23 protein-coding genes are annotated in these 25,286 nt (G+C 71.5%); 9 read left to right on the forward strand and 14 right to left on the reverse strand.

Going from position 1 to position 25,286, the window contains the following annotated elements; translation table 11 throughout:
- Positions 1-21: 21 nt before the first annotated feature.
- Entirely contained in the window at positions 22-918 is an 897-nt protein-coding gene (locus ABD883_RS01460; RefSeq protein ID WP_345029265.1) for an arginase family protein, read from the forward strand.
- 55 nt (positions 919-973) lie between these two features.
- Here ABD883_RS01460 and ABD883_RS01465 read toward each other — a convergent pair whose 3' ends face one another.
- From ABD883_RS01465 to ABD883_RS01475, 3 genes are all read right to left on the reverse strand, one after another.
- Positions 974-1,462 carry an RrF2 family transcriptional regulator gene (locus ABD883_RS01465; RefSeq protein ID WP_137318661.1) on the reverse strand — a complete coding sequence of 163 codons (489 nt, stop codon included), beginning with the start codon at positions 1,460-1,462 and terminating at the stop codon, positions 974-976.
- Between the two features lie 109 nt (positions 1,463-1,571).
- Positions 1,572-2,129 (reverse strand): NAD(P)H-dependent oxidoreductase, encoded by a 558-nt coding sequence (locus ABD883_RS01470; protein ID WP_137318662.1) that lies wholly within the window; start codon positions 2,127-2,129, stop codon positions 1,572-1,574.
- Positions 2,130-2,150: 21 nt separating this feature from the next.
- Positions 2,151-2,903, reverse strand: a complete 753-nt coding sequence (locus tag ABD883_RS01475) for an SDR family NAD(P)-dependent oxidoreductase (RefSeq protein WP_137318663.1) — start codon at positions 2,901-2,903, stop codon at positions 2,151-2,153.
- A gap of 169 nt (positions 2,904-3,072) precedes the next feature.
- Between ABD883_RS01475 and ABD883_RS01480 the strand changes: the two genes are divergently transcribed.
- The 3 genes from ABD883_RS01480 (at position 3,073) to ABD883_RS01490 (ending at position 6,502) form a co-directional block, all read left to right on the forward strand.
- On the forward strand, positions 3,073-4,110 hold the full coding sequence (locus ABD883_RS01480) for a nitronate monooxygenase (protein WP_345029267.1): 1,038 nt from the start codon (positions 3,073-3,075) through the stop codon (positions 4,108-4,110).
- 67 nt (positions 4,111-4,177) lie between these two features.
- Positions 4,178-4,705 (forward strand): DUF1345 domain-containing protein, encoded by a 528-nt coding sequence (locus ABD883_RS01485; protein WP_265809205.1) that lies wholly within the window; start codon positions 4,178-4,180, stop codon positions 4,703-4,705.
- A 234-nt stretch (positions 4,706-4,939) separates the two neighbouring features.
- Entirely contained in the window at positions 4,940-6,502 is a 1,563-nt protein-coding gene (locus tag ABD883_RS01490) for an AMP-binding protein (protein WP_345029268.1), read from the forward strand.
- A 12-nt stretch (positions 6,503-6,514) separates the two neighbouring features.
- Here the strand turns inward: ABD883_RS01490 and ABD883_RS01495 are convergent, their stop codons facing one another.
- The 5 genes from ABD883_RS01495 to ABD883_RS01515 form a co-directional block, all read right to left on the reverse strand.
- Positions 6,515-7,609 (reverse strand): acyl-CoA dehydrogenase family protein, encoded by a 1,095-nt coding sequence (locus ABD883_RS01495; RefSeq protein ID WP_345029270.1) that lies wholly within the window; start codon positions 7,607-7,609, stop codon positions 6,515-6,517.
- Positions 7,606-8,820 carry an acyl-CoA dehydrogenase family protein gene (locus ABD883_RS01500; RefSeq protein WP_345029271.1) on the reverse strand — a complete coding sequence of 405 codons (1,215 nt, stop codon included), beginning with the start codon at positions 8,818-8,820 and terminating at the stop codon, positions 7,606-7,608. Before ABD883_RS01500 ends, ABD883_RS01495 begins: the two co-directional genes overlap by 4 nt.
- A 98-nt stretch (positions 8,821-8,918) precedes the next feature.
- On the reverse strand, positions 8,919-9,890 hold the full coding sequence (locus tag ABD883_RS01505) for an NAD-dependent epimerase/dehydratase family protein (RefSeq protein ID WP_137318669.1): 972 nt from the start codon (positions 9,888-9,890) through the stop codon (positions 8,919-8,921).
- Positions 9,891-9,958: 68 nt separating this feature from the next.
- On the reverse strand, positions 9,959-12,880 hold the full coding sequence (locus ABD883_RS01510; protein WP_345029273.1) for an alpha/beta fold hydrolase: 2,922 nt from the start codon (positions 12,878-12,880) through the stop codon (positions 9,959-9,961).
- The gene (locus ABD883_RS01515; RefSeq protein ID WP_345029275.1) at positions 12,877-13,902 is read right to left on the reverse strand and encodes a 3-oxoacyl-ACP synthase III; all 1,026 of its coding nucleotides are present in this window, start codon (positions 13,900-13,902) and stop codon (positions 12,877-12,879) included. Before ABD883_RS01515 ends, ABD883_RS01510 begins: the two co-directional genes overlap by 4 nt.
- A gap of 250 nt (positions 13,903-14,152) precedes the next feature.
- Between ABD883_RS01515 and ABD883_RS01520 the strand changes: the two genes are divergently transcribed.
- The 3 genes from ABD883_RS01520 (at position 14,153) to ABD883_RS01530 (ending at position 17,146) form a co-directional block, all read left to right on the forward strand.
- Entirely contained in the window at positions 14,153-14,956 is an 804-nt protein-coding gene (locus ABD883_RS01520; protein ID WP_345029278.1) for a DsbA family protein, read from the forward strand.
- A 10-nt stretch (positions 14,957-14,966) separates the two neighbouring features.
- Complete coding sequence (locus ABD883_RS01525; protein ID WP_345029279.1) at positions 14,967-16,109, forward strand: cytochrome c biogenesis CcdA family protein; 1,143 nt, start codon at positions 14,967-14,969, stop codon at positions 16,107-16,109.
- Between the two features lie 233 nt (positions 16,110-16,342).
- A complete protein-coding gene (locus ABD883_RS01530; protein WP_137318674.1) occupies positions 16,343-17,146 on the forward strand; it encodes a 3-oxoacyl-ACP reductase in 804 nt (267 codons plus the stop codon).
- Between the two features lie 173 nt (positions 17,147-17,319).
- On the opposite strand, the gene ABD883_RS01535 is transcribed toward ABD883_RS01530, so the two are convergent.
- Positions 17,320-17,892, reverse strand: coding sequence for a dienelactone hydrolase family protein (locus ABD883_RS01535; protein WP_345029282.1), 573 nt, complete (start codon positions 17,890-17,892; stop codon positions 17,320-17,322).
- A gap of 224 nt (positions 17,893-18,116) precedes the next feature.
- Between ABD883_RS01535 and ABD883_RS01540 the strand changes: the two genes are divergently transcribed.
- Positions 18,117-19,334: an alpha-hydroxy acid oxidase gene (locus tag ABD883_RS01540; protein WP_345029283.1), complete on the forward strand. Its 1,218-nt coding sequence runs from the start codon at positions 18,117-18,119 to the stop codon at positions 19,332-19,334.
- A 145-nt stretch (positions 19,335-19,479) separates the two neighbouring features.
- Here the strand turns inward: ABD883_RS01540 and ABD883_RS01545 are convergent, their stop codons facing one another.
- Complete coding sequence (locus ABD883_RS01545) at positions 19,480-20,265, reverse strand: glucose 1-dehydrogenase (RefSeq protein ID WP_247424022.1); 786 nt, start codon at positions 20,263-20,265, stop codon at positions 19,480-19,482.
- Between the two features lie 145 nt (positions 20,266-20,410).
- Positions 20,411-20,830, reverse strand: coding sequence for a hypothetical protein (locus ABD883_RS01550; RefSeq protein WP_345029287.1), 420 nt, complete (start codon positions 20,828-20,830; stop codon positions 20,411-20,413).
- Between the two features lie 211 nt (positions 20,831-21,041).
- Here ABD883_RS01550 and ABD883_RS01555 point away from each other — a divergent pair, with 211 nt between their 5' ends.
- On the forward strand, positions 21,042-21,788 hold the full coding sequence (locus ABD883_RS01555) for a sulfite exporter TauE/SafE family protein (RefSeq protein WP_247424017.1): 747 nt from the start codon (positions 21,042-21,044) through the stop codon (positions 21,786-21,788).
- Between the two features lie 118 nt (positions 21,789-21,906).
- Here the strand turns inward: ABD883_RS01555 and ABD883_RS01560 are convergent, their stop codons facing one another.
- The 3 genes from ABD883_RS01560 to ABD883_RS01570 form a co-directional block, all read right to left on the reverse strand.
- Positions 21,907-22,419 (reverse strand): hypothetical protein, encoded by a 513-nt coding sequence (locus tag ABD883_RS01560; protein WP_247424015.1) that lies wholly within the window; start codon positions 22,417-22,419, stop codon positions 21,907-21,909.
- Complete coding sequence (locus ABD883_RS01565) at positions 22,416-24,392, reverse strand: acetate--CoA ligase (protein ID WP_345029289.1); 1,977 nt, start codon at positions 24,390-24,392, stop codon at positions 22,416-22,418. Before ABD883_RS01565 ends, ABD883_RS01560 begins: the two co-directional genes overlap by 4 nt.
- Positions 24,393-24,638: 246 nt before the next feature.
- Entirely contained in the window at positions 24,639-25,157 is a 519-nt protein-coding gene (locus tag ABD883_RS01570; protein WP_345029290.1) for a TM2 domain-containing protein, read from the reverse strand.
- Between the last annotated feature and the right edge of the window lie 129 nt (positions 25,158-25,286).

Below are 25,286 nucleotides of genomic sequence, written 5' to 3' on the forward strand. Positions count from 1 at the left end.
TGACGAGGAGAAGCGAACTACATGACCGAGAACGTGAACGATACCGAGGCCACGAGCACGCTGCGCCTGGTCTGGCCGCAGTGGCAAGGCGCGGGCCGCAACGGGGTCGCCGAGATGCTGTCGGAGTTCTCCCTGGATGAGGCCAGGTGCGGATACGCGTTCGGCTCGCGCGTGCTGCAGGCGATCCTGCCCGACCACGACGGCCCCACCGAAGTCGTGCCCGTCGCCGACAGCGAGAGCGACTCCACCGACGGCGTTGAATCCCGTCAGGAGGTCATCGACTCTCTGGCTGCCGCGCAGGAAGCTATCGCCCGGCACGAGGCCGATCGCATCCTCACCCTCGGTGGGGAATGCTCGGTGAGCGTGGCTCCGTTCGCCGCCCTCGCGAAGCAATATTGCGAGGATCTAGCCGTGGTCTGGATCGACTCGCATCCCGACACTGACACCAACGCCACCGGTTACGACGGTTACCACGCCATGGCTGTGAGCACGCTGCTCGGCCACGGTGACCCGGAGGTCACGAGTATGCTTCCGGCGACGGTGTCTGCCTCTCGGCTGGCCTTGGTCGGCTTGCACGACTGGGTCGAGGACGCGTACGAAAACGTCGGCTCGTGGGGTCTGCCCGTGTTCACGCCTGACGATCTGCGAGGCTCCAGCGCCAGGTTGTTGGAGTGGGTGGCGGGCACCGGGGCGACGAAACTTGCGATCCACCTCGATGTCGATGTCGTCGACAGTGACGAGGTCGCGCTCGGGCTGGGCATGGTTCCCGGTGGGCTTACCCGCGCAGACGTGCGGCGGATCGTCGCTGACCTCACCGCGGCCGCAGACGTGGTTGGCCTGACGGTCGCAGAGTTCATCCCACGCGACGTACTCGCCCTCCGCGGCTTGATCAACGGGATGCCGCTCCTGGGGAACTGACGACCCACAGGCTGGCCCGTGGCGTTCTACCTTTCGGGTAGCGGCACCGCGCCAACTATTGATGGGCGCGCTGTGCTCGGGCGAAGTCGCGCATTCTGGTGACGCCCTGTTCTCCGATCTGTTGGGTCAGTGCTTCGACAGTGACGGTGGCGAGAGAGTCGCGCCAGCGGTTCTCGGCTTCGACCATGGCGTGGTGGATACCGCAGGGGCCGGTCTCTCTGATGGCGTCGGCGTCGTCGGTGAAGATGCCGCGGCAGCGCACCTCCTCACATACGAACAGCGGGGCGTCGCCCTGCACGGTCTTGATGACGTCGAGCAGGGTCACAGTGCTCGCGGGTCTCGCGAGGAAGTAGCCGCCGCGGTTTCCCGCGGAGGATCGGATGATGCCGGCGCGCACGAGCTGCTGGAGCTGCTTGCTCAGGTAGGCGTCGGGGATATCGAACATCTCTGCCAGGGTGTGCTTGGCGAGCGGGCCGATGTCCTCGCAGGCGGAGAGCGCGACGAGGCAGTGGGCCATCCACTCGGTTCCGCGCGGCAGTTTCACACGTCGATCCTACTCAACGAAGACCCGCATTGTCCGGGTTGAGCAACGGTGCGAGCAGCAGCCCGCCCCTGCCGCGCAGATGATGCGGCAGGGGCGGAACGATCGTGGGTCACTCGCCTGGCACGAGCGTGAGGAGCCGTTCGACCAGGAACTTCATCGCTTCCAGGTTCTCGGACGGCACCGCGTCGGGCTGGGCTTTGGAGACGCTGGAGACACCGTAGGGGTTGCCGTTGAGCGGCATCGCCTGGGCCTCGCCTGCGGCTCCGGCGGGAACGATGATCGCGCCCCAGTGGTAGAGCACGTTGTTGAACGCGAGGATCGTGGACTCCTGTCCTCCGTGGTTGGAGGCGGTGGACACGAACGTCGACATGTACTTGTCTGCCAGGGCGCCGCGCTGGTGCAGTGGCAGGGTCTGGTCGAGGAAGTGCTTCATCGGCCCCGACATTGCCCCGTACCGGCCGGGCGTGCCCCACAGAACCGCATCGGCGGCTTCAAGGTCGCCGAGGGCTTTCCGATGCGCGGCGACGGTAGCGTCTGGGTCGTCCAGTTCGGGAAGCCGGGTGGACAGGACGCCGTGTCCGAGCTGTTCGGCGTGGGTGTGCGCGGCCAGGGCCATCTGGTGCACGTTCCCCGTGCTGGAGTGGTAGATGATCGCGACGGTCTTCATCAGTGCTCGCCTCCTCGTCGGTTACAGGCTGGTGCCCATGGACACGTCGATGACCTGCCCGGTGATCGTCTGCGACGAAGACTGCGCAAGCAGGGCAACCGTCTCGGCTATGTCATCGGCCTCGGCGATCCTCCCCAGCGCCGACGACTCACGAGTGCCGGCCGCTGCTTCCTCGTTGCCGCGCAGCCAGCCGGCGTTGATGTCGGTGTCCACGACGCCGGGCGCGACGACGTTGACCGTGATGCCCCGCGACCCGAGGCTCGCGGCCATGTTGCGGGCGAGATATTCCAGGGCGATCTTGCTCATCCCGTACCCGGTCAATGCCGGGAACGCGTAGCGGGTGAGGGCAGATCCGGTGAAGACGACTTGCCCGCCAGGGCTCGTCATCTTGTCCGCCAGCCCTGCGGCGAGTGCATAGGGGGCGATGGTGTTGACCTGGAACAGGTCGCGCAGCGCCGACTCCGTCAGCTGGGTGAAGTCGCCAAACGGCGCGATCCCGGCGTTCAGGAACGCGAGATCGACCGTGCGGCCGTCGAGTGCCGCATCGAGTTGTGGCAGCAGGGCCTCGACCGCTCCGGGGTCGGAGAAGTCGGCCTGTACCGGGGTCACGGTCGTCTGGTGCTCGGCGGCGATCTCACGGATCGGACCCAGCTCGCTGTCATCGCCGCGATGCTGGGCGATCACGTCGAAGCCCAGCGACGCCAGCCGTCGGGCTGTGGCCTGCCCGATTCCTCGGCTGGCTCCGGTCACGAGTGCGGTTCGAGTAGCGGTCATCCTTGTTGCCTCCTGGGTCGATACGGGTACGCCCTACCAAACCTAGAGTATTTGGATACTGAATGTCCAAGTAGGATGGAAGGGTCGCCGACGCCGCGGCGCCGCCACCTGTGACGAGCACTTGTGGGATCGAGACCGTCGATGGTTGGCCGTATCGAGAGGAGAATCCGTGAACTACACCCCCCTGCTGGACACTCCACTGCCGATCGTGGCCGCTCCGATGGCTGGCGGGCCGACCACGCCCGCGCTCGTCACCGCAGTCGCTGGCGCGGGCGGGTTCGGGTTCCTCGCCGGCGGCTACCAGACCCGCGATGGACTCGCCGCACAGATCGCCGAGGTGCGCGAGCACACCGACCGCTTCGGGGTCAACCTGTTCGTGCCGAGCAAGAGCGATCTCGACCGTGACGCGTTCCGCCGCTACGCCGCCGAGGTGCAGGTCGAGGCCGACGCCTACGGCCTCGAACTCGATCCCGACCCGGTGTCCGATGACGACCATTGGGAGGACAAACTCGGCCTGCTGATCGATCATCCGGTTCCAGTCGTGTCGCTGACGTTCGCGCTGCCCGATCCTGCCGCGATCGCCGCGCTGCAGCGGGCGGGATCGCAGGTACTCGCGACCGTCACGACGCCAGGTGAAGCACTGGAAGCGCAGGCTGTTGGCGTGGATGGGCTGATCGTGCAAGGCCCGGCTGCTGGCGGGCACAGCGCCACCTACGATCCCGCGCGGAGCCTGGGCGAGGTTTCGACCGGAGCGCTCGTGCGCGATGTTCGCTCCACGATCCAGTTGCCCGTGATCGCTGCCGGTGGTGTGGATGGCTCGGCCACTGTCCGCGCACTCCTGGATGCGGGAGCCGAGGCGGTCACGGTCGGCACGCTGCTGCTGCGCACCGACGAGGCAGGAACATCGCCGACACATCGGGCCGCTCTTGCCAATCCGAGATTCACTGAGACTGTCATCACCCGCGCGTTCACCGGACGCCCGGCACGGGCACTGCGCAACGGCTTCACTAACCGGCACGACGACAGCGCACCTACTGCCTATCCAGCCGTACATCACCCGACCCGCGCCCTACGCCAAACAGCAGGCCGCGCAGGTGACGCCGATCGGCTTCACCTCTGCGCCCAACGGACACCCAGCCGACGTGATTTCCTGGCTGGCGGACACACTGAGTACGACCACTGCTCAGCCCTCTGCCCACTCTCATGAGACAAGAAGCCAGCAGAAGTAACCGGTCAAGACGTGGCTACTTTGACGACCGCACGGGGTGCTCTTCGTGCTCTGCTACATCGCGTGGACCCACGTGGTCTACGCGCGCACGCCCCGGCCCGAGCTCGTGCGCATCGCCGCGGTCCAGAGCCGGCACCGACCCTCGCTGATGTCGAAGATGTTCGGCTACGGCGGCGCCGGTTCCTGGACGGTGGCGGGCGCGATCGTGGCCGCCGTCCTCACGGTCAGCCTGGCCCGGACGGAGATGTTCCGCTCCGAGCCGCTCTTCATCCTCCTCGGCATGGCGACGGTCGCCGCCTCGTGGTTCGCCATGGTCTACTCCTATGCCCTGCGGTACCTGCGCCAGCACTCCGGCGGGGAGCGGATCGACTTCGACCAGCTCGAGCCGCCGGTGTTCGGCGACTACCTCACCATGGCCTTCATGATGTCGACGATGGCCTCGACCCTCGGCGCCCGGATCCGCACCCGCACAGGCTGGCGGGCCGCCCGCGAGCACACCGTGCTCGCCTTCGTCTTCAACACCGTCATCGTCGCGATGACGGTCTCGCTGCTGTTCGGCGGACTGACGAAGTAGAGCGCGCGGCGCGCCTCCGGGTCCGCGCGCACCACCGGCGAGCAGCCGTCCGCCACCAATGACGGCGCGGGTCCGGTCGACGGCACCCGCCGCGGTCGTTGCCAGATTTTTACCGAATTTCGAACGCTCGATCACGCACCCTGCCCTAGGCTGTGAGGTACGACACAGTGCTGTGTCCGCACGACGACGTGCAGCGACGACATGTGCAGCGATGACCTGCAGAAAGGCGCCACCGTGACCATTCCCGCCGTTCCGAACCGCCAGCCGTTCCTCTCCCGCCGGTTCCACTGGATGAACATGCTCGAGCTCCATGCGATCGATCGGCCCGAGGAGGTCATCATCACCTCGGACGCGGGCCATGTGACCTGGGGCGAGCTGCGCGCCCAGGTGCAGGCGCTCGCCGCCGACCTCCAGCGGCGCGGCGTGCAGCCCGGAGACCGGGTGCTCATCCTCGCCCTCAACCGCGCGGAGTACATCGCCGCGATGGTCGCGATCAACACGATCGGCGCGATCACCGTGCCGCTCAACATCCGCTCGGTGCCGCGCGAGGTCGCCTACTTCATCGAGGACTCCGGCGCGCGGGCGATGTTCGTCGACGGGTTCGGGGCGAAGACGGTCGCGGGCATCGGCGCCGATGGCGGTGCGGCACCGGGGATCGACATCATCTCCTTCGACGAGGACGTGCCGGGCATCCTCGCCGCCGGCGGCGAAGCGGAGCCGGTCGACGTCGACGAGAACTCGATCGCGATGATCATGTACACCTCCGGCACCACGGCCGCGCCCAAGGGCGTCATGCTGAGCTACCTCAACCTCGCCAGCCAGATGATCCCGATCCTGCGCTCCGCGCAGCCGCCCACCGAGGTCCCCGAGGCGAACCTCGTCGTCGTGCCGCTGTTCCACATCGCCGCCGTCGGCTTCCTCACCCCGGCGTTCTTCACCGGGATGCGGATCGTGCTCGCGCCCCCGCAGGTGCTCACGAACATCCCGGCGCTCGCGGACATGATCGAGCGCGAGCAGGTGACCTCGATGTTCCTCGTCCCGACGATCTGGCAGGCCCTGTGCTCCCTGCCGGGGATCAAGGAGCGCGACCTGCCGCTCAAGACCCTGTCCTGGGGCGCCTCGCCGGCGTCCAAGCAGACCCTGCAGCTCATGGCCGACACCTTCCCGAACGCCACGATCAGTGCGGCGTTCGGCCAGACCGAGATGTCCCCGGTGACCGCGCAGCTCCACGACCACGACTCGATCCGCAAGATGGGATCGATCGGCAAGGCCGTCGGGCCGGTGGCGGTGCGCGTCGTCAACGCCGAGGGCGACGACGTCGCCGAGGGCGAGATGGGCGAGGTCGTCTACCGCGGGCCGGGCCTCATGGCCGGCTACTGGAACAAGGAGGCGGAGACCGAGGCGGCCACGCACGACGGCTGGTTCCACTCCGGCGACCTCGTCAAGCGCGACGAGGAGGGCTTCATGTACGTCGTCGACCGCGCGAAGGACCTCATCATCTCCGGCGGCGAGAACATCTCCTCGATCGAGGTCGAGCACGCGGTGGCCGCCCATCCCAAGGTCGCCGACGCCTCGGTCGTGGGCGCCCCGGACGAGAAGTGGGTGGAGACGCCGGTGGCGATCGTCGTGCCCGCCGACCCCGCCGACCCCCCGACGCTCGAGGAGATCCAGGACTTCCTGTCCGACCGGCTCGCCTCGTTCAAGAAGCCGACGCGCCTCGAGGTTGTGCCCGAGCTGCCGCGCAACGCCTCCGGCAAGCTGCTCAAGCACAAGCTCCGCGACGAGTACGGGAAGTAGGGTCTGTCGGTCTCAGATGTCGGTGAGGGCGGCGAGCTCGGCGCGCAGGGTGTGGGGCGTGCCGAGGCGCACCCGGCCGGCCGCTGCGCGCTTGAGCCAGATGTGCACCGGGCTCTCCCAGGTGTAGCCGACCCCGCCGTGGAGCTGGAGCGCCTGCTCGCACACCCGGGTCGCGGTGTCCGCGGCGAACGACAGCGCGGCGGCCGCATAGATCGCCGCCTCCGTCGGGTCGTCCCCGGTGTCGAGCAGGAGCGCGGCCTCGTCGACGAGCGGGCCGATGAGCGAGACCTCGGACCACATCTCCGCGAGCTGGTGCTTGAGCGCCTGGAAGGACCCGAGCGGCCGGCCGAACGCGATCCGCTCCCCGAGGAAGGTCACGGTCTCCTCGAGCACGGCCCGGGCGACGCCCTCGAGCTCGGCGGCGAGGTACACCCGCCCGGCGATGATCGACGCGCCGACGATCTCGGCCGCCATGTCGCCGTCGGCGAGGATCGTCCCCGCGCCGAGCACCGAGGACTCGGTGACCCGGTGGAGCGTGCGGGTCGGGTCGAGGGCGGGCAGCGCGGTGAGCTCGAGCTCGGCGCGCGGCACCAGGTGGATCGTCTCGTCCTGGTGGACGAGCACCTCCTCGCAGAGCTCCGCGTCGAACAGCAGGCCGCCGGCGACGGCGCCGACGCAGGTGGTGCCCTCGGCCATCCGGCGCAGGGTGTCGCCGGCGAGCGAGCGGACCCCCGCATCCGGGTGGCCGACGACGAGCATGCCGAAGGCCACCGGGGCGCTGACGTAGGGGCCCAGGAGATCAGCGGCGGGCACCGCGCCGGCGGCCCGGCCGAGCGCGACGATCGCGGCCATGCCGGCCCCGAGCCCGCCGTGCTCCTCCTCGGCGAGCACGCCGCCGAGGCCCATCGTGTCCATCATCTGCCGGTGCGCCTGCCGGATCGGGGCGAGGTCGTCGAGGGAGTCGCGCACCGCATCGATGCCGCCGAGGCCGCGCACCGCGGCGCGCAGACCGGCGGCGAGCTCGCCGGCGAGGGCGAGATCGGGGGCCGATTCCGCCCCGGGAGCCGTGTGCGCCCCGGGGGCGGGGGTCGTGTCGGTGTCCGTCATCGGGGGACCTCCGTGAAGGGCACCTGGGTGTCGGTGCGCGGTTCGCGCGGCAGCCGCAGGATGCGCTCCGCGATGATGTTCTTGAGCACCTCGGACGTGCCGCCCTCGATCGAGTTCGCGCGGGTGCGCAGGTACGCGTACCCGGCCGAGCGGCCGGTGATGTCCACGGACATGAAGTCCGGCTGGTGGAAGTCGTAGCCGTCGGGGTGGAGGAGCCCGCCGGCCTCCGCGGTCTCGAGCGCGAGCGAGGCGATCGCCTTGCTCGTCTCCGCGCTCGCGAGCTTGAGTGCGCTCGCCTCCGGGGTGGGATCACCCTGGGCCATCGCGCGCTGGATCGCGATGCCGGCCAGCCGCACCGCCTCGGCCCGCACCCAGGCGCGCGCGATCGAGTCCCGGTAGGCGGGGTCGCGCTCCTCGACGGGGGTCTCCCGCCAGGTGTCGAGGAGGGTGCGGATCGGCCCGCCCTCGCGCTCGGGGCGCTTCATCGAGCCGGAGCGCTCGTTCGACAGGGTGAGGTTGGCGAGCGCCCAGCCCTCGCCCTCCTCGCCCAGGCGCATGGCATCCGGGATGCGGACCTCGTTGAGGAACACCTCGTTGAACTCCGCCTCGCCGGTGATCTGGCGCAGCGGCTGCACCGTCACCCCGGCCGAGCGCATGTCGAGGAGGAAGTACGTGATGCCCTGGTGCTTGGGCACGCTCGGGTCGGTGCGGGCGAGCAGGATCGCGAAATCGGCGAGGTGCGCGAGCGTCGTCCACACCTTCTGCCCCGAGACCACCCAGTCGTCGCCGTCGCGCACGGCCCGGGTGGACAGCCCGGCGAGGTCGGAGCCGGCCCCGGGCTCGCTGAACAGCTGGCACCAGCGGTCGCGGCCGGTCCACAGACGCCGCATGAAGCGGTCCTTCTGCTCGGTGGTCCCGGCGCCGAGGATCGTCGGGCCGGCCATGCCGAGGTTGACGATGATGTGGGCCGGGCGGTTGTCCGGGGCGCCGGCCGCGGCGAGGATCGCGTCGACCTCGGCCTGGTGCTCGCGCGGCAGTCCGCGCCCGCCGTATCCCGGCGGGTAGTGGACCGCGGCGAGGCCGGCGTCGTAGCGGGCCTCGAGGAAGGTGAAGCGGTCCTCCTCGATGCGGACCTCCTCCGGCGGGAACTCCGCGAGCAGGGCGCGGGTGTCGGCGGCGAGCGCGCTCGCCGAATGCGGTGCGGGTGGCATGGGTGAACTCCGTCGTCCGGCCGATCGCGCCCGGGCGGCGGGCCCGGACATCGGACTCATCCTAGCGATCGTTCGAGAGAGTTGAAAAGGGGTTGAGCTCAGGTCCCGCTGTAGTGACGGGCGAGCGCGGCCATGCCCTCGGCGATGCTCACCCGCGGCGTCCAGTCGAGGACCTCGCGGGTGCGGCGCTGGTCGAACCAGTGCGCGGTCGACATCTGCTCGGCGAGGAAGCGGGTGAGCGGCGGCTCGTCGTCGTGCTCGCCGAGCTCCCAGACCTTCTCCACCGCCGCTCCCGCGACGAGCGCGGGAGCCACCGGGATGCGCAGGCCGGGCGCGGACGCCCCGCCGGCGAGCGCCAGCCGGGTGATGAACTCGCCGATCGGCCGGGGCTGCCCGTTCGTCACGACGAGCGCCTCGCCGTGGGTGCGGGTGACGGCGGTGAGCGCGGCGAGGATCGCATCGACGGCGTTCGTCGCGTAGAGCGTGTCGACCAGGGCTGCACCGCTGCCGAGGATCGGCATCCGGCCGGCCCGGGCGCGGTCGATGATGCGCTCGGTGAGCTGGGTGTCGCCGGGGCCCCACATGAGGTGGGGGCGCAGCGCGAGCACGGGGAAGGCCGGGGAATCGGCGGCGAGCGCGAGGAGCTCGCCGTGGGCCTTGGTGCGCGCGTACTCCCCGCGGGCGTGCTCCGGGTCGGCCGGCCCGGCGGGCTCGCCGACGAGCGAGTCGCCGGCGTGGGCGACGGACGGCGAGGAGATGTGGACGAAGCGGGAGACGCCGGCGGCCTGCGCGGCGGCGAGCAGGGTGCGGGTGCCCTCGATGTTCACGGCCTCGAAGGCCGCCGGGTCCCCGGTCATCGCGACCTTCGCCGCGAGGTGGATCACCGCGTCCTGCCCGGCCGTCGCCTGCTCGACGAGCCCCGGGTCGGTGACGCTGCCGAGCACGTCGAGAGCACCGGTGACGCCGGAGGCGCGCCGCTGCAGCGTCGTGACGGCATGGCCCTCGGCCAGCAGCGCGGCGGCGACCGAGGAGCCGAGCAGGCCCGAGGCACCGGTGACGAGTACCTTCATGTGTGCCTCCTGCGGATCGCGGGAACGGGGTGGGCGACGGCGTGCGGGGGCAGGCCCCGCCTGCCGGCTCAGGGCTTGCCGACGGGCTCGCCGCGCAGCACGGCGTCGGCCCACCCGGCCAGGCGCTCCCGGTTGATCTTCGAGTTGTGGCGGATGTCGGTGGGGAAGGTGGGGCTGATGAGGACGGCGGCGATGTCGGCGGCGAAGTGGCCGGCGACCGCTGTGCGCACCGCGTCGGTGAGCTCGAGGTCGGCGAGGCCGGGCTTCTGCCGGGCGCCGGCGGGCGCCTCGGCGTCGGGTTCGACGACGACGACCACGGCCTGGGTGCCGCGCGGGCCGACCCCGACGACCGCGGAGCGCAGCACGCCGGGCACCTCGTCGACGACCGCCTCGATGCCGCCGGGGCCGAGCGGGCCGTCCGCGGTGGTGAGGAGGTGCTGGAGGCGGCCCTCGAGCCACACCCGGCCCTCCGGGTCGATGTGCCCGATGTCGTTGGTGCGGTGCCACATGCGGCCGTCGAGCCCGTCGCGCTTGGAGTCCGCATCGGTGAGCCACAGCCGGTCGTATCCGGCCTTGGCGTGGGGCGCGGAGACGACGAACTCACCGAGCACGTCGACGGCCTCGGCCCCGGTGAGCAGGGTCGAGGAGGACCGGCCCGCGGCGTCGATCGGGGCGAGCGCGAGCGACACGCCCGGCACCGGGGTGCCGACGCAGACGCCGTGGTCGCGTGACTGCGCCGCGGCGGCGGCGACCCCGTGGCGGTCGATGTCGGTGAGCAGCAGGCCCTCGGTCATGCCGTAGGGGGAGTGGATCGCGGCGTTCGGGAACAGCTCGGCGAGCGCGTCCATGAGGCGCAGCGGCACCGGGGCGCCGGCCGACAGCACGAGCTCCACGGAGGCGCAGGCGCCGCGCTGCTCCGCACTGAGCTCGCCGGCGGTCGCGCACACGTTGCGGTACGCGGCCGGGGAGGCGAAGACCATCGTGCAGTCGCCGGTGAGGATCGCGTCGGCGAGCGCGGTGGCGGTGAGCGTGCGCGGCTTCGTCACCGACATGTCCGGGGTGACGCTCGTGGCGCCGATCCCGGGTCCGAGCAGCGCGAACGGCGGGAATCCGGCGACCAGTCCGGAGCCGGGCTCCACGCCGAGGTGGTCGGCGAGCTTCCGGCCGAGCGCCCCGAGCCGCGCATGGGTGTAGCGCACGCCCTTGGCGGGGCCGGTCGAGCCGGAGGTGTAGAGGATCGCGGCGTCGTCGTCGGCGTCCGGGCGGGCCAGCGGGGCCCTCGGGACGGTGCGGGACAGCTCGGTGATGCTCGTCTCCACACCGAGCGCGGTCCGTTCGAGGGCGTCGAGCGGGCTGACGGAGATCCGGCGCCCGGGCCAGCCAGCGGTGCGGGCGAGCGTGAGGCCGGGGACCTGGCCGATGATCCACTGGGGGTCGGCGGCCTTGATCGCGCGGGTCATCCCGGCGACGCCGAGCCCGGCATCGGCGACGACAGCGACGCCGCCGGCACGGAGCACGGCGTAGAGCGCGGCGGTGAGGTTGTTGCCCGGCTGCACGAGCAGGGAGACCCGGTCGCCGGGGTGCAGCCCGAGGTCGCGCAGGCCGTGGGCGATCCCGTCGACCACGGCGGCGAGTTGGGCCCAGGTGACCGACTGCGGCGGCTGCTGGGACATGTCGACGCTCGCGATCGAGCGGTCGCCGGCGCGGGCGAGGAGCGCGTCGAACATCAGCGGCGAGTCGGTGGAGGACTGAGCGGCGGTGGGAGCCCCGGTGCCGGGGGCTTCCGTGTCCGGGGAGCCGGCGGCGGGGGACTCTGCCGCGGCTCCGGAGGCGGCATGAGTGCCGGCAGCGGCTCGGGAGGCGGCGTGCGTCGGATCCGCGGCCGGCGTCTCGGCGGCGGGGAAGCGGTTCTCGAGCCAGCGCAGTGCGAGCCCGGCGACGTCGGCGTCCTCGGACACGAGGTGGGAGGCCTTCTCGAAGCGGTGGATGTCCGCGTGCGGCAGGCGGCCGCGCAGGTCGCGGAGGTAGCGCTCGAGGAACACCGGGTCCTTGGGTCCCCAGATGAGGAGGGCGGGGACGTCGATGCCGGCGATGTCCGCGCCGAGCCGCTCGAGCTCCGCGCGGCTCGGGTGGGTGTCCTGCGCCGGGATGTCGGCGACGAAGGCGCCGATCCCGCGGCGGTCGGCCGCGGTCCGGTAGGGGGCGCGGAACGCCTCCTTGATCTCCTTGCGGATGGGGCCCTGGCCGAGGCCGAGCGTGATCCGCAGGAACAGGTCCGTGAGCACCGTCGAGGTCGGCAGCATCGGCCCGGCGAGCGCAGCCTGGAGAGGCGCCGGCAGGGGCGCGTCCTCGGGCTGGTGCACGGCGGTGTTGAGGCTGATCACGGCATCGACGAGATCGAGGTGCCGGGCGGCCCAGGTGAGCGACAGGACGCCACCCCAGTCGTGGCCGATGGTGACGATCGGGTGGTCGCCGGCGGGCGCGGTTCCGGCCTCCCGCGCGGGCGCCTCGGCGGCGGGGGAGCCGGCTGTGGGCGATGGGGTCGCGGGCTCAGTCGCGGCACCGGAGGCCGCGGCGGTGGCGGGCACCTCGGCGAGGAGGGTGCGGACGACGGCGTCGAAATCGGTGACGCGCTCGGCGATGCGGCGGTAGCCGGGCCCGTGGGTGGTCGGCAGCGCATCGTGTGCGAGCCGGTCGGAGAAGCCCATCTCGAGCTGGTCGGGGGCGATGACGCGCCAGGTGCGGCCGGTCGTCGAACGCAGGCTCGCCGCGGCGAGGCGGCGCCACAGGTAGGACCACGTGGGGTTGCCGTGGAGGGCGAGGATCGTCCCGGTGGGCTCGCGTCCGGCGGCCCGGAGCGCGGGCAGGGTGTCGAGCACGTGGAAGGTGTGCTCGCCGTCGACGGTGTCCGCGCGCACCAGCCGGGACCACTGCGGGTCCCATTCGGGGAGCGGACCGGGCAGGGCGGCGGGTGCGGCTGCGAACTTCACCAGACGATCTCCGTCATCGCCGTGTTGAGGCCGGAGCCCACGCCCACGCAGAGCACGCGCTCGCCGCGCTCGAGCTTCTCCGATTCGAGGGCCAGGGTGATCGGCAGCGAGGCCGGGCCGACGTTGCCGAGCTGCGGGTAGGTCTTCGGGATGCGCGTGGTGTCGAGCTCCGCGGCGGTGGCCACCGACTTCATGTGGACGTCGGAGATCTGGTGCATGATGTAGCGGTCCATGTGCTGCCAGTCCCAGCCGTCGGCGAGCGCCTCGTGCCAGGCGGAGGTGACGAGCTCCATGCCGTTGTCGAGCAGTCCCTTGGTGTCGGTGAACATGCCGTCGAAGCCGCCCACGCAGAGCTCGTGGTTCCAGGTCGCGCCGCGGGTCACCCCGCCGAGCACGCGGTGGCCCTCCGGGTGGCGATCGGCCGGGCCGAGGACCGCGGCGGCGGCGCCGCAGCCCAGAGTCAGGGAGGCGAACTCGTTGAGGTACTCGTGCCGGGTGATGCCCGGGCGGGCGAGCCGCTCGACGGTGGCCCGCTGCACGCGCTGGGCGTCCTCGGCGGCGACGACCACGGCGTAGTCGAGCTGGCCGGAGTCGATCATCGTCGAGGCGACAGTCATCGCGTTGACGAAGCCCAAGCACGCGTTGGTGATGTCGAAGTTCATCGCCTGCGGGCCGAGGCCCATCTCGTGGTGGACGCGGGTGGCGACGGAGGGCTCGAGGTTCTCGCGGCTGACCGAGGCGTTGATCATCAGACCCACCTGGTCGGCGGAGATCCCGGCCTGCGCGAGGGCGGCGCGGCCGGCCTCGGCGGAGCCGGTGGCGAAGTCGCCGGGCTTCTCCCAGTTGCGGCGGGCGTGGACGCCGGCGACGCGCTGGAGGAGGCCCTTGGGGAGGCGGAGCTCCGCGAGGGTGTCCGCCAGGGTCTCGTCGAAGACCTCGGACTTCACTTCGATCGGTGCGGTGACCTCGGTGATCGAGAGGAGGGCGACGTTGTCATGCCGGAAAGTCGAGTTGCCGTTCAAGAGGGTCCGTTCGATGCAGGTGATGGTCGGGTGCGAGCCTCCCTCATCCTAATACCCCGGAGAACATGCCGGACACGGCATTCGTTGAGACAATGGGCACTACCGGAATCAGGGGCGTCGGAACGTGACCTGGGCCACGCGCCGGCCGGGCGCGGCGGCGGGAGACGGGACGGCGACGCGGGCCCAGCGGCGGACGTGGACGCGGGGGCGTAGCCTGGAGGGGCCCCGTCCCCGATCTCGGATCGAGCACATGCATCCCTCCTCCCGGCCGTTCTGGTTCTGGGCGATTCCTGTCAATATCGTCATCATCGCCCTCATCACCGTGGGCATCCTCGCCATCGACGAGGACGGCGGGGGGCAGGCGCCGGTCGCCGGAGGCGAGGCTTCTGCGACGGCCGAGGCCGGGCCCCGGGCGGACGAGGTCCAGCGGATCGAGTCGACCGCGCGGCGCGATGCCGAGGACCCCTGCGCGCTCGGACAGGTCGATGCGCCGGTCGCGATGGTCGTCTACTCCGACGGCCAGTGCCCGTACTGCGCGCAGCACGCCGCGACGACGGAGATCGCGCTCATCGAGCAGTACGTCAACGCCGGCACCCTGCGCATCGAGTGGCGGGACATGGACTTCTTCGGCGAGGATTCGAACCGCGCCGCGCGGGCGGCCTGGGCGGCGGGCCGGCAGAGTATGTACCGCGAGTACCACGGGGCGCTGTTCGGCGACGGCGAGCAGCTGGGTCCGGCCGACCTCACCGAGGAGGAGCTCGTCGCGGTGGCGGAGCAGTTCGGCCTGGACGAGGAGGCCTTCCGGGCGGACATGGAATCCGCCGAGGCCTCCGCCTGGGTCGAGGCGAACGTCGAGGAGGCGAGCTCGATCGGCGCCTTCAACACCCCGAGCTTCCTCATCAACGGCCAGCCCCTGGCCGGGGCGCTGCCGGCCGAGGAGTTCGAGGCCGCGATCGAGCTCGCCGCTGAGGCCGCGCCCTACGACCCGGCGGGCGGGGGCCCTGAATCAGGTCATGATTCGGGTGCCGGGTCCGCTCCGGCGTCCGAGGGCTGAGGTCGATCCGATGACCATCGGCATCATCGCGGCCTTCCTCGGAGGCGTGCTCGCCCTGCTCAGCCCGTGCGGCGCGCTCCTCGTCCCGGCGTTCTTCGCGTTCACCACCGCGGGCGCCGGCTGGCTCCTCCTGCGCACCGGGATCTTCCTCCTCGGCCTGCTCACGATCCTGCTGCCGATGGGAGCCGGTGCCGGTCTCATCGGCAGCCTGCTCACCGAGCACCGCTCGACCCTCATCCTCGTCTCCGGGGCCGTGCTCGTCGTCCTCGGGATCCTCCAGATCCTCGGGATCGGCTTCGACCTGGGCGCCCGCCTTCCCGGCGGTGCGCGTGCTGCGACGGCGAGCGCCGGTCCGCGGGGTGCCCGCCGGGACACCGGGCTGTCCGGTACCGCCGGGGGCGCCGAGCCCGCCGATCGGGCCGGGGGCACCGGATCAGCCGATCGGGCCGGGGGCGTCCCCGGGCTGCTGAGCTCCTATGTGCTCGGCATCGTGTCGGGCGTCGCCGGTTTCTGCACCGGACCCATCCTCGGAGCGGTCCTCACCATGGCGGCCTCGGCCGGCACCGCGGCATCCGGTCTGCTCCTGCTGTTCGTCTACGCTCTCGGGATCGCCGCTCCGATGCTCGTCATCGCCACGGTGTGGCAGCGGCTCGGCGCCTCCCGCCTGCGCTGGCTGCGCGGCCGCAGGATCACCGTGGGCGGCCGGGAGTTCCACTCCACGCAGGTGATCGGCGGCCTCGTGTTCATCGCCGTCGGCCTCGTCTTCATGCTGACCAACGGGCTCATCGGAGTGCCCGAGGTGCTCTCGATGACCGTCGCGTCGTGGCTGCAGTCCACCGTGCTCGGGCTGCCGGCCTGGGCGAACGTGCTCATCGGTGCGGCCCTCCTCGTGATCCTGTGGTTCGTCGTCCTCACCCCGCTCACCGCCCCGGGCCGGGCCCTGGGTTTCCCTGCCGGAGAGACCTGGGCCGATGCGGCACGGCGCAGCCGCCAGGGAGGACCTGCCGCGGCGACGGCTCCGCGGAGCGGGCCGGGCAGTGCGGCTCGTGAGGACGAAGCCGAAGGAGAGCCCGGTGCGGCTCACGACTCTCCCGCCGAGGTCGTGTTCGCCTCGCGCCGCGAGCGGCTGCGCGCCGAGCGCCGCCGCCGCTGACAGACACCTCCCGGCCGGCGTGCGAGCACGGGCCGGCCCGCGCCTCGGCGACGGCTCCCCGCAGGTTCCCATCCGGCTCCCCGTCCGCGGTTCGCCGTGCCCGCACCGGACCCTGCGGCGGCCGGTGTGCGCGCAGGCCCCGCCGGGGTCCCGGGCCGGGTAGGCTCGAGAGGAGACGCGCCCCTGCGCACGAGGCTGTGAGCAGGGCGGAAGTGAGAACCGGAGGAGTCGCCATGACGAACGCCCACGCCCACACCACCAGCGCCCTGCCGATCGCCGAGCAGGTCGTCCTCGTCACCGGCGGCGCCCGGGGCCTCGGGGCCGCGGTCGTCAAGGCGTTCTTCCAGGAGGGCGCCGCGCTCGTCATCAACTACCGGCACAGCGCCGATGCCGCGCACGAGCTCGCCGAGGCGATCCGCGCCCGCGGCGGCCAGGCGCTCGCCGTCGAGGCCGATGTCACCGACTTCCGCGCCGTCGTGGCGATGTTCGACGCCGCCCGCGCGGAGTTCGACCGGCCGGTGTCCACGGTGATCAACAATGCGCTCGTCGACTTCTCCTTCAACGGCGACGAGCGCGACGGCGCCGACGAGATCTCCTACGCCGCGCTCGAGGCGCAGTACCGCGGCACGGTGGGCGGTGCGCTCAACGTCATCCAGGGTGCGATGAGCGGGTTCCGCGAGATCGGTTCGGGTCGTGTGGTCAACGTCGGCACGAACCTGTTCCAGAACCCCGTCGTGCCCTACCACGACTACACCGCGGCGAAGGCGGCCCTGCTGTCGCTCACCCGCACCTTCGCCAAGGACCTCGGCCCGTCCGGGGTGCGCGTGAACATGGTGTCCGGCGGGCTGCTGCGCACCACCGACGCCTCCTCGGCCACTCCGGCGGAGGTGTTCGACGCGATCGCGGCCGGCACGCCCCTGGGCCACGTCACCACGCCGGAGGAGTTCGCCTCGGCGATCACGTTCTTCGCCTCGCCCGCCTCCCGGGCCGTGACGGGGCAGAACCTCGTGGTCGACAACGGCCTCGTCATGGACTGAGCTGCGAGCTGCTCCGGGGCCGTCCCAGTGCGGTTCGTCCGGTTCCGGGGTCACTGCAGTGCGGTTTCCGGGCGTCGACCGCACTGGATCGACCGGGGAGCCGTGTTCTGCGGCCGGCGGACGCCCGCCTGCCGGGTGCCGCCGGTGATCGTGTCCCGCCTCGCGGGATCCGGTCAGCGCAGGTCGTCGAGGAAGGCGAGCACGCGGCGCCACATTAGGGCCGCGCTCGCCTCGTCGTACTCCGGGTTCGTCGGGTCGGCGAACAGGTGCCCGCTGCCCGGGTAGACGTAGTGCGCGGTCTGGGCGCCGGATTCTGCGGCGGAGCGGATGAGCCGCTGCGGCGCACACTGCTCGATCCACGGATCGCCGACACTGTGGTGGATCTCGAGCGGCACGTGGGGCTGCCAGCTCGTGGGCTTCGGCACCCCGCCGGCATGGAACAGCAGTGAGCCCGCGGCGCGCGGGTCGCGCTTGCCCATCGACTGCGCCATCGCCGCGCCGAGCGAGAACCCGCCGAACACGAGCGGCCCCTCGAGATCCTCGATGAGCGCCGAAGCGCGCCGGGCGAGCTCCGGGAAGCCCACCTCGTCGCGGTAGGCGATCCCCGGTTCGGGGGTCTCGAAGACGTGCCCGTCGTAGTAGTCGGGGGTATGGACGGTGTGCCCCGCATCGGTGAGGACGCGCGCCATGAGGCGGATGCCGTCGTTGAGGCCGACGGCGGAGTGGAAGAGAACGACAGTGGTCATGGGCTCATCCTCGCCCACGCCGCGGGCCCGCGCAACGGCGGTCGGCCCGGTCCGGCAGGACCCGGACGAGGAGCGGACCCGGCGCGGGAGGCGGGATGCGGACCGGGACCGACTGGGTCGTAGGCTGGGAGGAGGTCCGCACCGTCGCGGGCCGCAGCCCGGGCCGCCCGGTCCGGTGCCTGCGTCGGCATCGCCGGCGCCCACCGCCGCCGTATCGGAGGATCATGGCCGTCACCCGTCGCCTTCCGCGCTGGCAGGAGCTCGCCCCGCTCCTGCAGTTCGATCTCACCCTCAACCGTCGGCGTGCACGCCTGAGCCGGGTCGGGGACATCGCCGATCTCCGCACGATCGCCCGCCGCCGCACGCCGCGGGCGGCCTTCGACTACGTCGACGGGGCGGCCGGGGCCGAGCGCACCCACCAGGGCAACCGCGCGGCCTTCGACGACCTCGTGCTCACCCCGGCGATCCTCGCCGGCAACGCCGAGGTCGACCTGTCGACGACGATCGCCGGCCGCCGGTCCGCTCTGCCGGTGGGGATCGCGCCCACCGGGTTCACCCGGATGATGCAGACGGAGGGCGAGGTCGCCGGGGTCCGCGCCGCCGAGCACGCCGGCGTGCCCTTCACCCTGTCGACCATGGGCACGCGGTCCGTCGAGGACGTCGCCGCCGCGGCCCCGGCGGCCACGAAGTGGTTCCAGCTCTACCTGTGGCGCGACCACGAGGCGTCCCGCGCGCTCATCGAGCGGGCGTGGGCGAGCGGATTCGACACCCTGCTCGTCACCGTCGACACCGCGGTCGCAGGCCTGCGGCTGCGCGATACCCGCAACGGCATGACGGTGCCGCCCAAACTCACCGCCGGCACCGTGCTCGACGCCTCGTACCGGCCGCAGTGGTGGTTCGACCTCCTCACCACGGACCCGCTGACCTTCGCCTCGCTGTCGGGCAGCACCTCGGACCTCGCCTCGCTCATCAACGGGATGTTCGACCCGACGCTGAGCATCGAGGACCTCGCCTGGATCCGGGAGATCTGGCCGGGGAAGCTGTTCGTCAAGGGCGTGCTCACCGCCGACGACGCCCGCCGCTCGCTCGACACCGGCGCCGACGGCCTGATCGTGTCCAACCACGGCGGCCGGCAGCTCGACAAGGCCCCGGTCACCCTCGACGCCCTGCCCGAGGTGCGGGCCGCCGCCGGGGACGACGTCGAGATCATGTTCGACTCCGGGATCATGACCGGATCCGATGTCATCGCCGCGCTCGCGCTCGGGGCGGACTTCGCGCTCATCGGCCGCGCCTATCTCTACGGCCTCATGGCCGCCGGTGAGGCCGGGGTGCGCAAGGTGCTCGAGATCCTCGAGCGGGAGATGCGGGTGACGATGCAGCTGATGGGGGCGGCGGACCTGTCCGAGCTCACCCCGGAGATGGTGCGCCGGATCGAGAGGTGAGGGCGCCTCGGCGGGGGACGCCGGCACCTGAACGCCTGTGCCACGACGACGGCCGCCGACCCGTGAGGGGTCGGCGGCCGCCGGGGCACTCAGCGAGGAGTGCCGCGGGATTCTTCCCGCTGCGGGCCTCAGCCCGCGGTGGAACTCAGTACATCGCGTGCTGGCCGCCGTCGATCGGGATGACGGTGCCGTTGATGAACCCGGCGTCCTCGCTGAGGAGGAAGCTCACCAGGCCGCCGACCTCCTCCGGCTTGCCGAAGCGCTTCATCGGGTTGACCGACACGAACTGCTCGCCGGCGGACTCCCAGTTGTCGGGATCCATCTGCTTGAGCGAGTTCTCGACCATCGCGGTCATGATCGCGCCCGGGGCGATCGCGTTGATCCGGATGCCGAACTGGCCGTATTCGCGGGCGGAGTTGCGGGTGAGGCCGATGACGCCGTGCTTCGAGGCCGCGTAGCCCGACTGGTTGCCGACGCCGCGGATGCCGCCGACGGAGGCGGTGTTGACGATCGAGCCGAAGCCCTGCTCGCGCATCTGCTTGAGGACGTGGGCCATGCCCTGGAACACGCCGTTGAGGTTGACGGCGATGACCTTGGCGAACTCCTCGGCGCCGAAGTCCTCGGTGAGGTTCTGCTTGCCCTCGATGCCGGCGTTGTTGAAGAAGCCGTCGATCTTGCCGAACTTCGCCACCGTCGCGTCGACGTACTTCTTGACGTTCTCCTCGCGGGTGACGTCTGCGGTGATGACCTCGACCTGCACCTGCGGGGCGGCGTCGAGGACGAGCTGCTTCGTCGCTTCGAGCCCCTCGGCGTTGAGGTCGACGAGGACGAGCTGGGCGCCCTCGGCGGCGAGACGCTCCGCGACCGCCTGGCCCAGACCGGATCCGGCACCGGTGATGATGATGGACTTGCCTGCATAGCGATCGGTCATGTCGAATCACTCCTCGAGAATCGGGATCGGGCGGCCGTAGTGTCGCCCTCCACCAGGGAGAATCGATTCCCGGGTCCGCGTGTTCCCGGCCGGTAGGTCTGTCGCATCACACCTCGCCCGTCCCGCTCGCGCCGGACCGGTGGCCTCAGCGGAAGACCCCGAAGGCCCCCAGGATGAACCAGAGGAGCAACAGGCCCATGAAGGTGTGCGCGGTGGTGATCTGATTGGCCTCGGTTCTGCTGGCCTCGAACGCGCGCGACCATCGATCCCAGTACGACAGCGGCGGATCCGGTGTCGTCGGATCAGCGGGATCGGGCCCCGGCTCCTCATCTCCGGGCCCTCGCCGGACGGTCGGGTCGGATTTTGGTGGCGGCTCTACGGTCGCGGGCTCACCGCCGGGAGCCGGAGCAGGCTCGTCGGAGGGGACCGAGGACTCGGCTTCGGTGTTCGGCGGAAATACCGGTCCGGGCCCCGCGGCCGGGAGACCGATGGAGTCGAAGGACGGCGGCTCCGGGAACGAGGTGGAGACCTCGAAGGGATCCGATTCGTCGTTCTTCTCGTTCATCGCGGCAGACCTCCTCTGATCGCTCGGTTCCACGCTACGAGCGATCGACCGAGCGCTGCACGCGGATCTGCTCCGATGTCGGAAAGTGCTGTGGCCGTCCGGTCGCACGCCACCCACCTGCGCGCACGCCGCGGCTAGACTGCGAGACGATGCTGACCACGCCCGAGGTGCCCGCCCGGAACCGGCCCCTGCCCCGTCGCGGGGTCCGCCGGTGAGCACCCCCGTCATCCTCATCGCGCTCGCCGCGATCCTCGTCGGCGCGGTGCTCCAGCGGCTGTCCGGCACCGGGGTGGGGCTCGTCGTCGCTCCCGTGCTCGCACTGCTGCTGGGACCGGCGCTCGGCGTGTTCATGACGAACGCGACGACGATCGTCTCCGGCTTCCTCATCATGCTCGCCGTCATCCGTGAGGTCGACTGGAAGCGCTACCTGATCTTCGCCCCCACCGCGCTGCTCGGCGCGGTCCCCGCCGCGCTCCTCGTCCGCGAGCTCGACGCCGCCTGGCTCAACATCGTCATCGGTGGCGTCGTGCTGCTCGCCCTCGGCCTGACCTTCGGGATGCCGCGGGTGCCGCACGTGCAGTCGCCGGCACTCACCGGGACGGCGGGGTTCGTGGGCGGGTTCCTCAACACGAGCGCCGGGGTCGCCGCACCTGCGATGGTCATCTACTCGCGGTTCGCCCGCTGGGACCAGCGCTCCTTCGCCGCCACCATGCAGCCGACCTTCATGACGATGGGGATCTTCTCCGTCGGGACGAAGGTCGCCGTCGGGGCCACGACCTTCGATCAGCTGCCGCCCTGGCAGCTGTTCGGGGCGATCGTCGTCACCGTGGTCCTCGGGATCCGGATCGGCGGATGGCTCTCCCGGCGCGTCCCGACGCACGTCGCTCGGCGGCTCGCGATCACGCTCGCCGGTGCCGGCGGTGCGGTGGCGCTCGTGCGCGGCATCCTCATGCTCTGACCGGTCATCTGTGGTGAATCTGTCTCTCGGTGCGGTCGCGGCACGCCGAGGTGCGATTCCGGGACGGTGCGGTGCGGTGCTGCCGCGGAACGGCGCGGCGACCCGTCGCCGCGATGGATCAGAGCACCCCGAAGATCTGCTCCAGGATGAAGACGATGATCGACCCGAGCACGGCCCACATCACGAACTCGACGAACGACAGCTTCCGCTCACCCGGCCGGTCCCGTTCCGCTTGGGGGATGTGCCGACGGCCGTCCGGGTGTCGGAGCGGGACCTTCGCCGGCTTCCGACCGGACCCGACCGCGGGCGAGGCGGGATCCGGGTCCTGAGCCGACTCCCGGATGCGCGGCTCCCGGGCCAGCGCGGAGAAGTCCGGGAGCACGGGCTCGGCCCGGCCCCCGGAGGCCGCCGCAGCGGCCGGCTCCGGAGAGAGCACCTCGGATGCCGAGGCGACCGGACCGGGGTCCGGGGCAGGTGCCTCGGGCCCGGGCGACGGGACCGGCGGGTGCGGGCGTCGGAACTCGGCGAAGGACACCGGCTCCGGGAACGCGCTCGTCACCTCGAACGGGTCGGTCGCATCCGCCGAGGGCCGATCGTCGTCACCCCGGCGTGCGCCCGGCGCGCCGCTCACCCCTCGAGCGCCCCGCGCATGCGCTCGAGCACCTCGGGATCCTCGATCGTCGAGGGGACGACCACGTCGGAGCGGTGGTCGGCGATCTCTCGCATGGTCTTGCGGAGGATCTTGCCGGAGCGGGTCTTCGGCAGCGCGGGCACGATGTCGACCCGCTTGAGGGCGGCGACCGGGCCGACCTCGCTGCGGACGAGCGTGACGAGCTCCCCGGCGAGCGCCTCGGCATCGGTGTCCGCCCCGTCGGCGAGCACGACGAAGGCGCGCGGCACCTGGCCCTTCGTCTCGTCGTGGACGCCGATCACCGCGCACTCGGCGACCGCCGGGTGGGCTGCGATCGCGGCCTCCATGGTGCCGGTGGACAGGCGGTGCCCGGCGACGTTGATGACGTCGTCCGTGCGACCCATGACGTAGACGTAGCCGTCCTCGTCGAGGTAGCCGCCGTCGCCGGTGAGGTAGTACCCCTCGAACGCGGAGAGGTAGGAGGAGACGAAGCGCTCGTCGTCGCCCCACACCGTAGCCATGGTGCCCGGTGGCAGCGGCAGGCGGATGACGACGAGGCCGTCCTGCCCGGCCGGCACGGGTTCGCCGCCGGCATCGACGATCTCCACCTGGTACCCCGGCACCGGCTTGGTGGGCGAACCGGCCTTGAGCGGGAAGCGGTGCAGCCCGATCGGGTTCGTGGCGATCGGCCAGCCGGTCTCCGTCTGCCACCAGTTGTCGATGACCGGGATGTCGCGGCCGGTGGCTGCGGCGAGCTTCTCGGTCGTCCAGGCGTAGGTGTCCGGGTCGAGCCGCTCGCCGGCGAGGAACCAGCCGCGGACGCTCGACAGGTCGTACTGCTGCATGAACGCACCCTCCGGGTCCTCCTTGCGGATCACGCGCATCGCGGTCGGGGCTGCGAAGAAGACGTTCGCGCGATGCTCGGAGACCACGCGGAAGAACGTCGAGGCGTCCGGGGTGCCGATCGGCTTGCCTTCGAACAGGACCGTGGTGACACCGCCGATGAGCGGGGCGTAGACGATATAGCTGTGGCCGACGACCCAGCCGACGTCCGAGGCGGTGAACATCGTGTCCCCGGGGTGGAGGTCGAACAGGTTCGGCAGGGACCAGGCGAGCGCCGTGGCGTACCCGCCGGAGTCGCGCACGATCCCCTTGGGCCTGCCGGTCGTCCCCGAGGTGTAGAGCACGTAGAGCTCGTCGGTCGCCTTGACCGGGGTGCAGGGCGCGCCCTCCGGGGTGGCGTCCATGAGCTCGGCATAGTCGAGGTCGCGGCCCTCGACCAGCGTGCAGGGGTGCTGCGGGCGCTGGACGATGACGGTGAACTCCGGGCGCGCCTCGGCGAGCTCGAGCGCGCGGTCGAGCAGCGGCTTGTACTCGATGACCCGGCTGCGCTCGATCCCGCACGAGGTGGAGATCACGGCCTTCGGGGCGGTGTCGTCGATCCGGACGGCGAGCTCGTGGGCGGAGAAGCCGCCGAACACGACCGAGTGGACGGCTCCGAGGCGCGCGCAGGCGAGCATGCTGATGACCGCCTCGGGGATCATCGGCATGTAGATGATCACCCGGTCGCCCTTGCCCACCCCGCGGTCCGCGAGCACCCGGGCGAAGCGTGCGGTGAGCTCGGTGAGCTCGGCGTAGGTGTAGGTGCGCACGGTGTCGGTGACCGGGGAGTCGTAGACGAGCGCGGCGTCGTCCCCGCGGCCGGCGATGACGTGGCGGTCGAGCGCGTTGTAGCAGACGTTGAGCTCGCCGTCGGGGAACCAGCGGTAGATCGGGGCGCGGCTGTCGTCGAGCGCGCGGGTGGGCGGCGTGGTCCAGTCGATGAGCCCGGCGGCTTCGAGCCAGAAGCCCTCCGGGTCCTCGGCCGCGCGGGCGGCGGCCCGGGTGTACGGGTCGGCGGTCTGGTGGCCGCCGGTGGGTGCCTGCTCGCCGGTGGTGGGCTGCTGATCGCGCGGGGTTCCGGGGTGGGTCATGGTGCGTCCTTCTGTGGGGCCCGCAGCAGTGGGGGCGCGGCCGGCGACGGTACCTGCGTCCCACCATTGTGGACCCGATCACACCGATGCGGCAGTCCCGACCCCGGCGTCGTGGAATCGGACACAGGCCGAGGCGCCCGCCGGCGGGGATGCCGGAGGGCGCCTCGGGAGGGGTGCCGGTGCCGGGTGCCTGGGGAGGAGTGCTGCGGGACGGGCCGCTCGGGCGGTGGCGCCGGGGGCGGGGCGTCAGAACAGGAAGACGGGGAACCAGAAGCCGTTGAGCAGCGTGAGCCCGCCGACCACCCCGGCGACGACGAAGGCGATCGTCCGGTTCTCCGCGTAGCCGTGGAGCTCGCGGCCCTCGGCGTCGCGGGTGCTGTTCGTCAGCAGGAGGATCGCGTCGATGATCCACCACACGCCGAAGCCGCCGAGGGTGACGAGCTTGAGCACGCCGGTGCCGATCTTCCCCAGGTAGAACCGGTCGACGCCGAAGCTGCCGACGAGGATCGACAGGAGTGCCGCGGTGAGGAACGAGCGCTGACCGTGGTGGTCCCGGGCGCCGACCGTCCCGGGGGTGGGCTGGAACCCGGCGCCCGGGTGGGTCTGCGGCAGCGGATGGTGGGTGACGCGCCCCTCGGGCCCGCCGGCGGTGTACATGGTGTGGATCCGCTCCTCGTCGGCGCCGTATCCGTCAGGGCCGGCTCCGGCGGGAGGGGTGGCGCGGGGGTGGGGGTCGACGGAGGGAGGGAAGGTCGGGGTGTTCATCGGAGCTCCTCGAATCGGGTGGGGATCCGGGTCGATCTCCCGGTTCCTCGTGCTTCGATTCTTCTCCGTGCGCCGCGCGCGGGCACTGGGGCTTCCCCTACTCGGGGGTGCGGGAAGCCGCTCGGATCA

Origin of the sequence: Brevibacterium pityocampae, assembly GCF_039541555.1 — a bacterium.
GTDB classification, from domain to species: Bacteria; Actinomycetota; Actinomycetes; order Actinomycetales; family Brevibacteriaceae; genus Brevibacterium; species Brevibacterium pityocampae.

What these genes read in the sequence shown, in the direction of transcription:
- ABD883_RS01550 (WP_345029287.1), bottom strand. Translation starts at nt 20,830, where the DNA reads ATGAACGAGAAGAACGACGAATCGGATCCCTTCGAGGTCTCCACCTCG.
- ABD883_RS01500 (WP_345029271.1), bottom strand. Translation starts at nt 8,820, where the DNA reads ATGCCACCCGCACCGCATTCGGCGAGCGCGCTCGCCGCCGACACCCGC.
- ABD883_RS01520 (WP_345029278.1), top strand. Translation starts at nt 14,153, where the DNA reads ATGCATCCCTCCTCCCGGCCGTTCTGGTTCTGGGCGATTCCTGTCAAT.
- ABD883_RS01535 (WP_345029282.1), bottom strand. Translation starts at nt 17,892, where the DNA reads ATGACCACTGTCGTTCTCTTCCACTCCGCCGTCGGCCTCAACGACGGC.
- ABD883_RS01460 (WP_345029265.1), top strand. Translation starts at nt 22, where the DNA reads ATGACCGAGAACGTGAACGATACCGAGGCCACGAGCACGCTGCGCCTG.
- ABD883_RS01545 (WP_247424022.1), bottom strand. Translation starts at nt 20,265, where the DNA reads ATGACCGATCGCTATGCAGGCAAGTCCATCATCATCACCGGTGCCGGA.
- ABD883_RS01530 (WP_137318674.1), top strand. Translation starts at nt 16,343, where the DNA reads ATGACGAACGCCCACGCCCACACCACCAGCGCCCTGCCGATCGCCGAG.
- ABD883_RS01495 (WP_345029270.1), bottom strand. Translation starts at nt 7,609, where the DNA reads ATGACGGACACCGACACGACCCCCGCCCCCGGGGCGCACACGGCTCCC.
- ABD883_RS01505 (WP_137318669.1), bottom strand. Translation starts at nt 9,890, where the DNA reads ATGAAGGTACTCGTCACCGGTGCCTCGGGCCTGCTCGGCTCCTCGGTC.
- ABD883_RS01470 (WP_137318662.1), bottom strand. Translation starts at nt 2,129, where the DNA reads ATGAAGACCGTCGCGATCATCTACCACTCCAGCACGGGGAACGTGCAC.
- ABD883_RS01475 (WP_137318663.1), bottom strand. Translation starts at nt 2,903, where the DNA reads ATGACCGCTACTCGAACCGCACTCGTGACCGGAGCCAGCCGAGGAATC.
- ABD883_RS01525 (WP_345029279.1), top strand. Translation starts at nt 14,967, where the DNA reads ATGACCATCGGCATCATCGCGGCCTTCCTCGGAGGCGTGCTCGCCCTG.
- ABD883_RS01540 (WP_345029283.1), top strand. Translation starts at nt 18,117, where the DNA reads ATGGCCGTCACCCGTCGCCTTCCGCGCTGGCAGGAGCTCGCCCCGCTC.
- ABD883_RS01570 (WP_345029290.1), bottom strand. Translation starts at nt 25,157, where the DNA reads ATGAACACCCCGACCTTCCCTCCCTCCGTCGACCCCCACCCCCGCGCC.
- ABD883_RS01565 (WP_345029289.1), bottom strand. Translation starts at nt 24,392, where the DNA reads ATGACCCACCCCGGAACCCCGCGCGATCAGCAGCCCACCACCGGCGAG.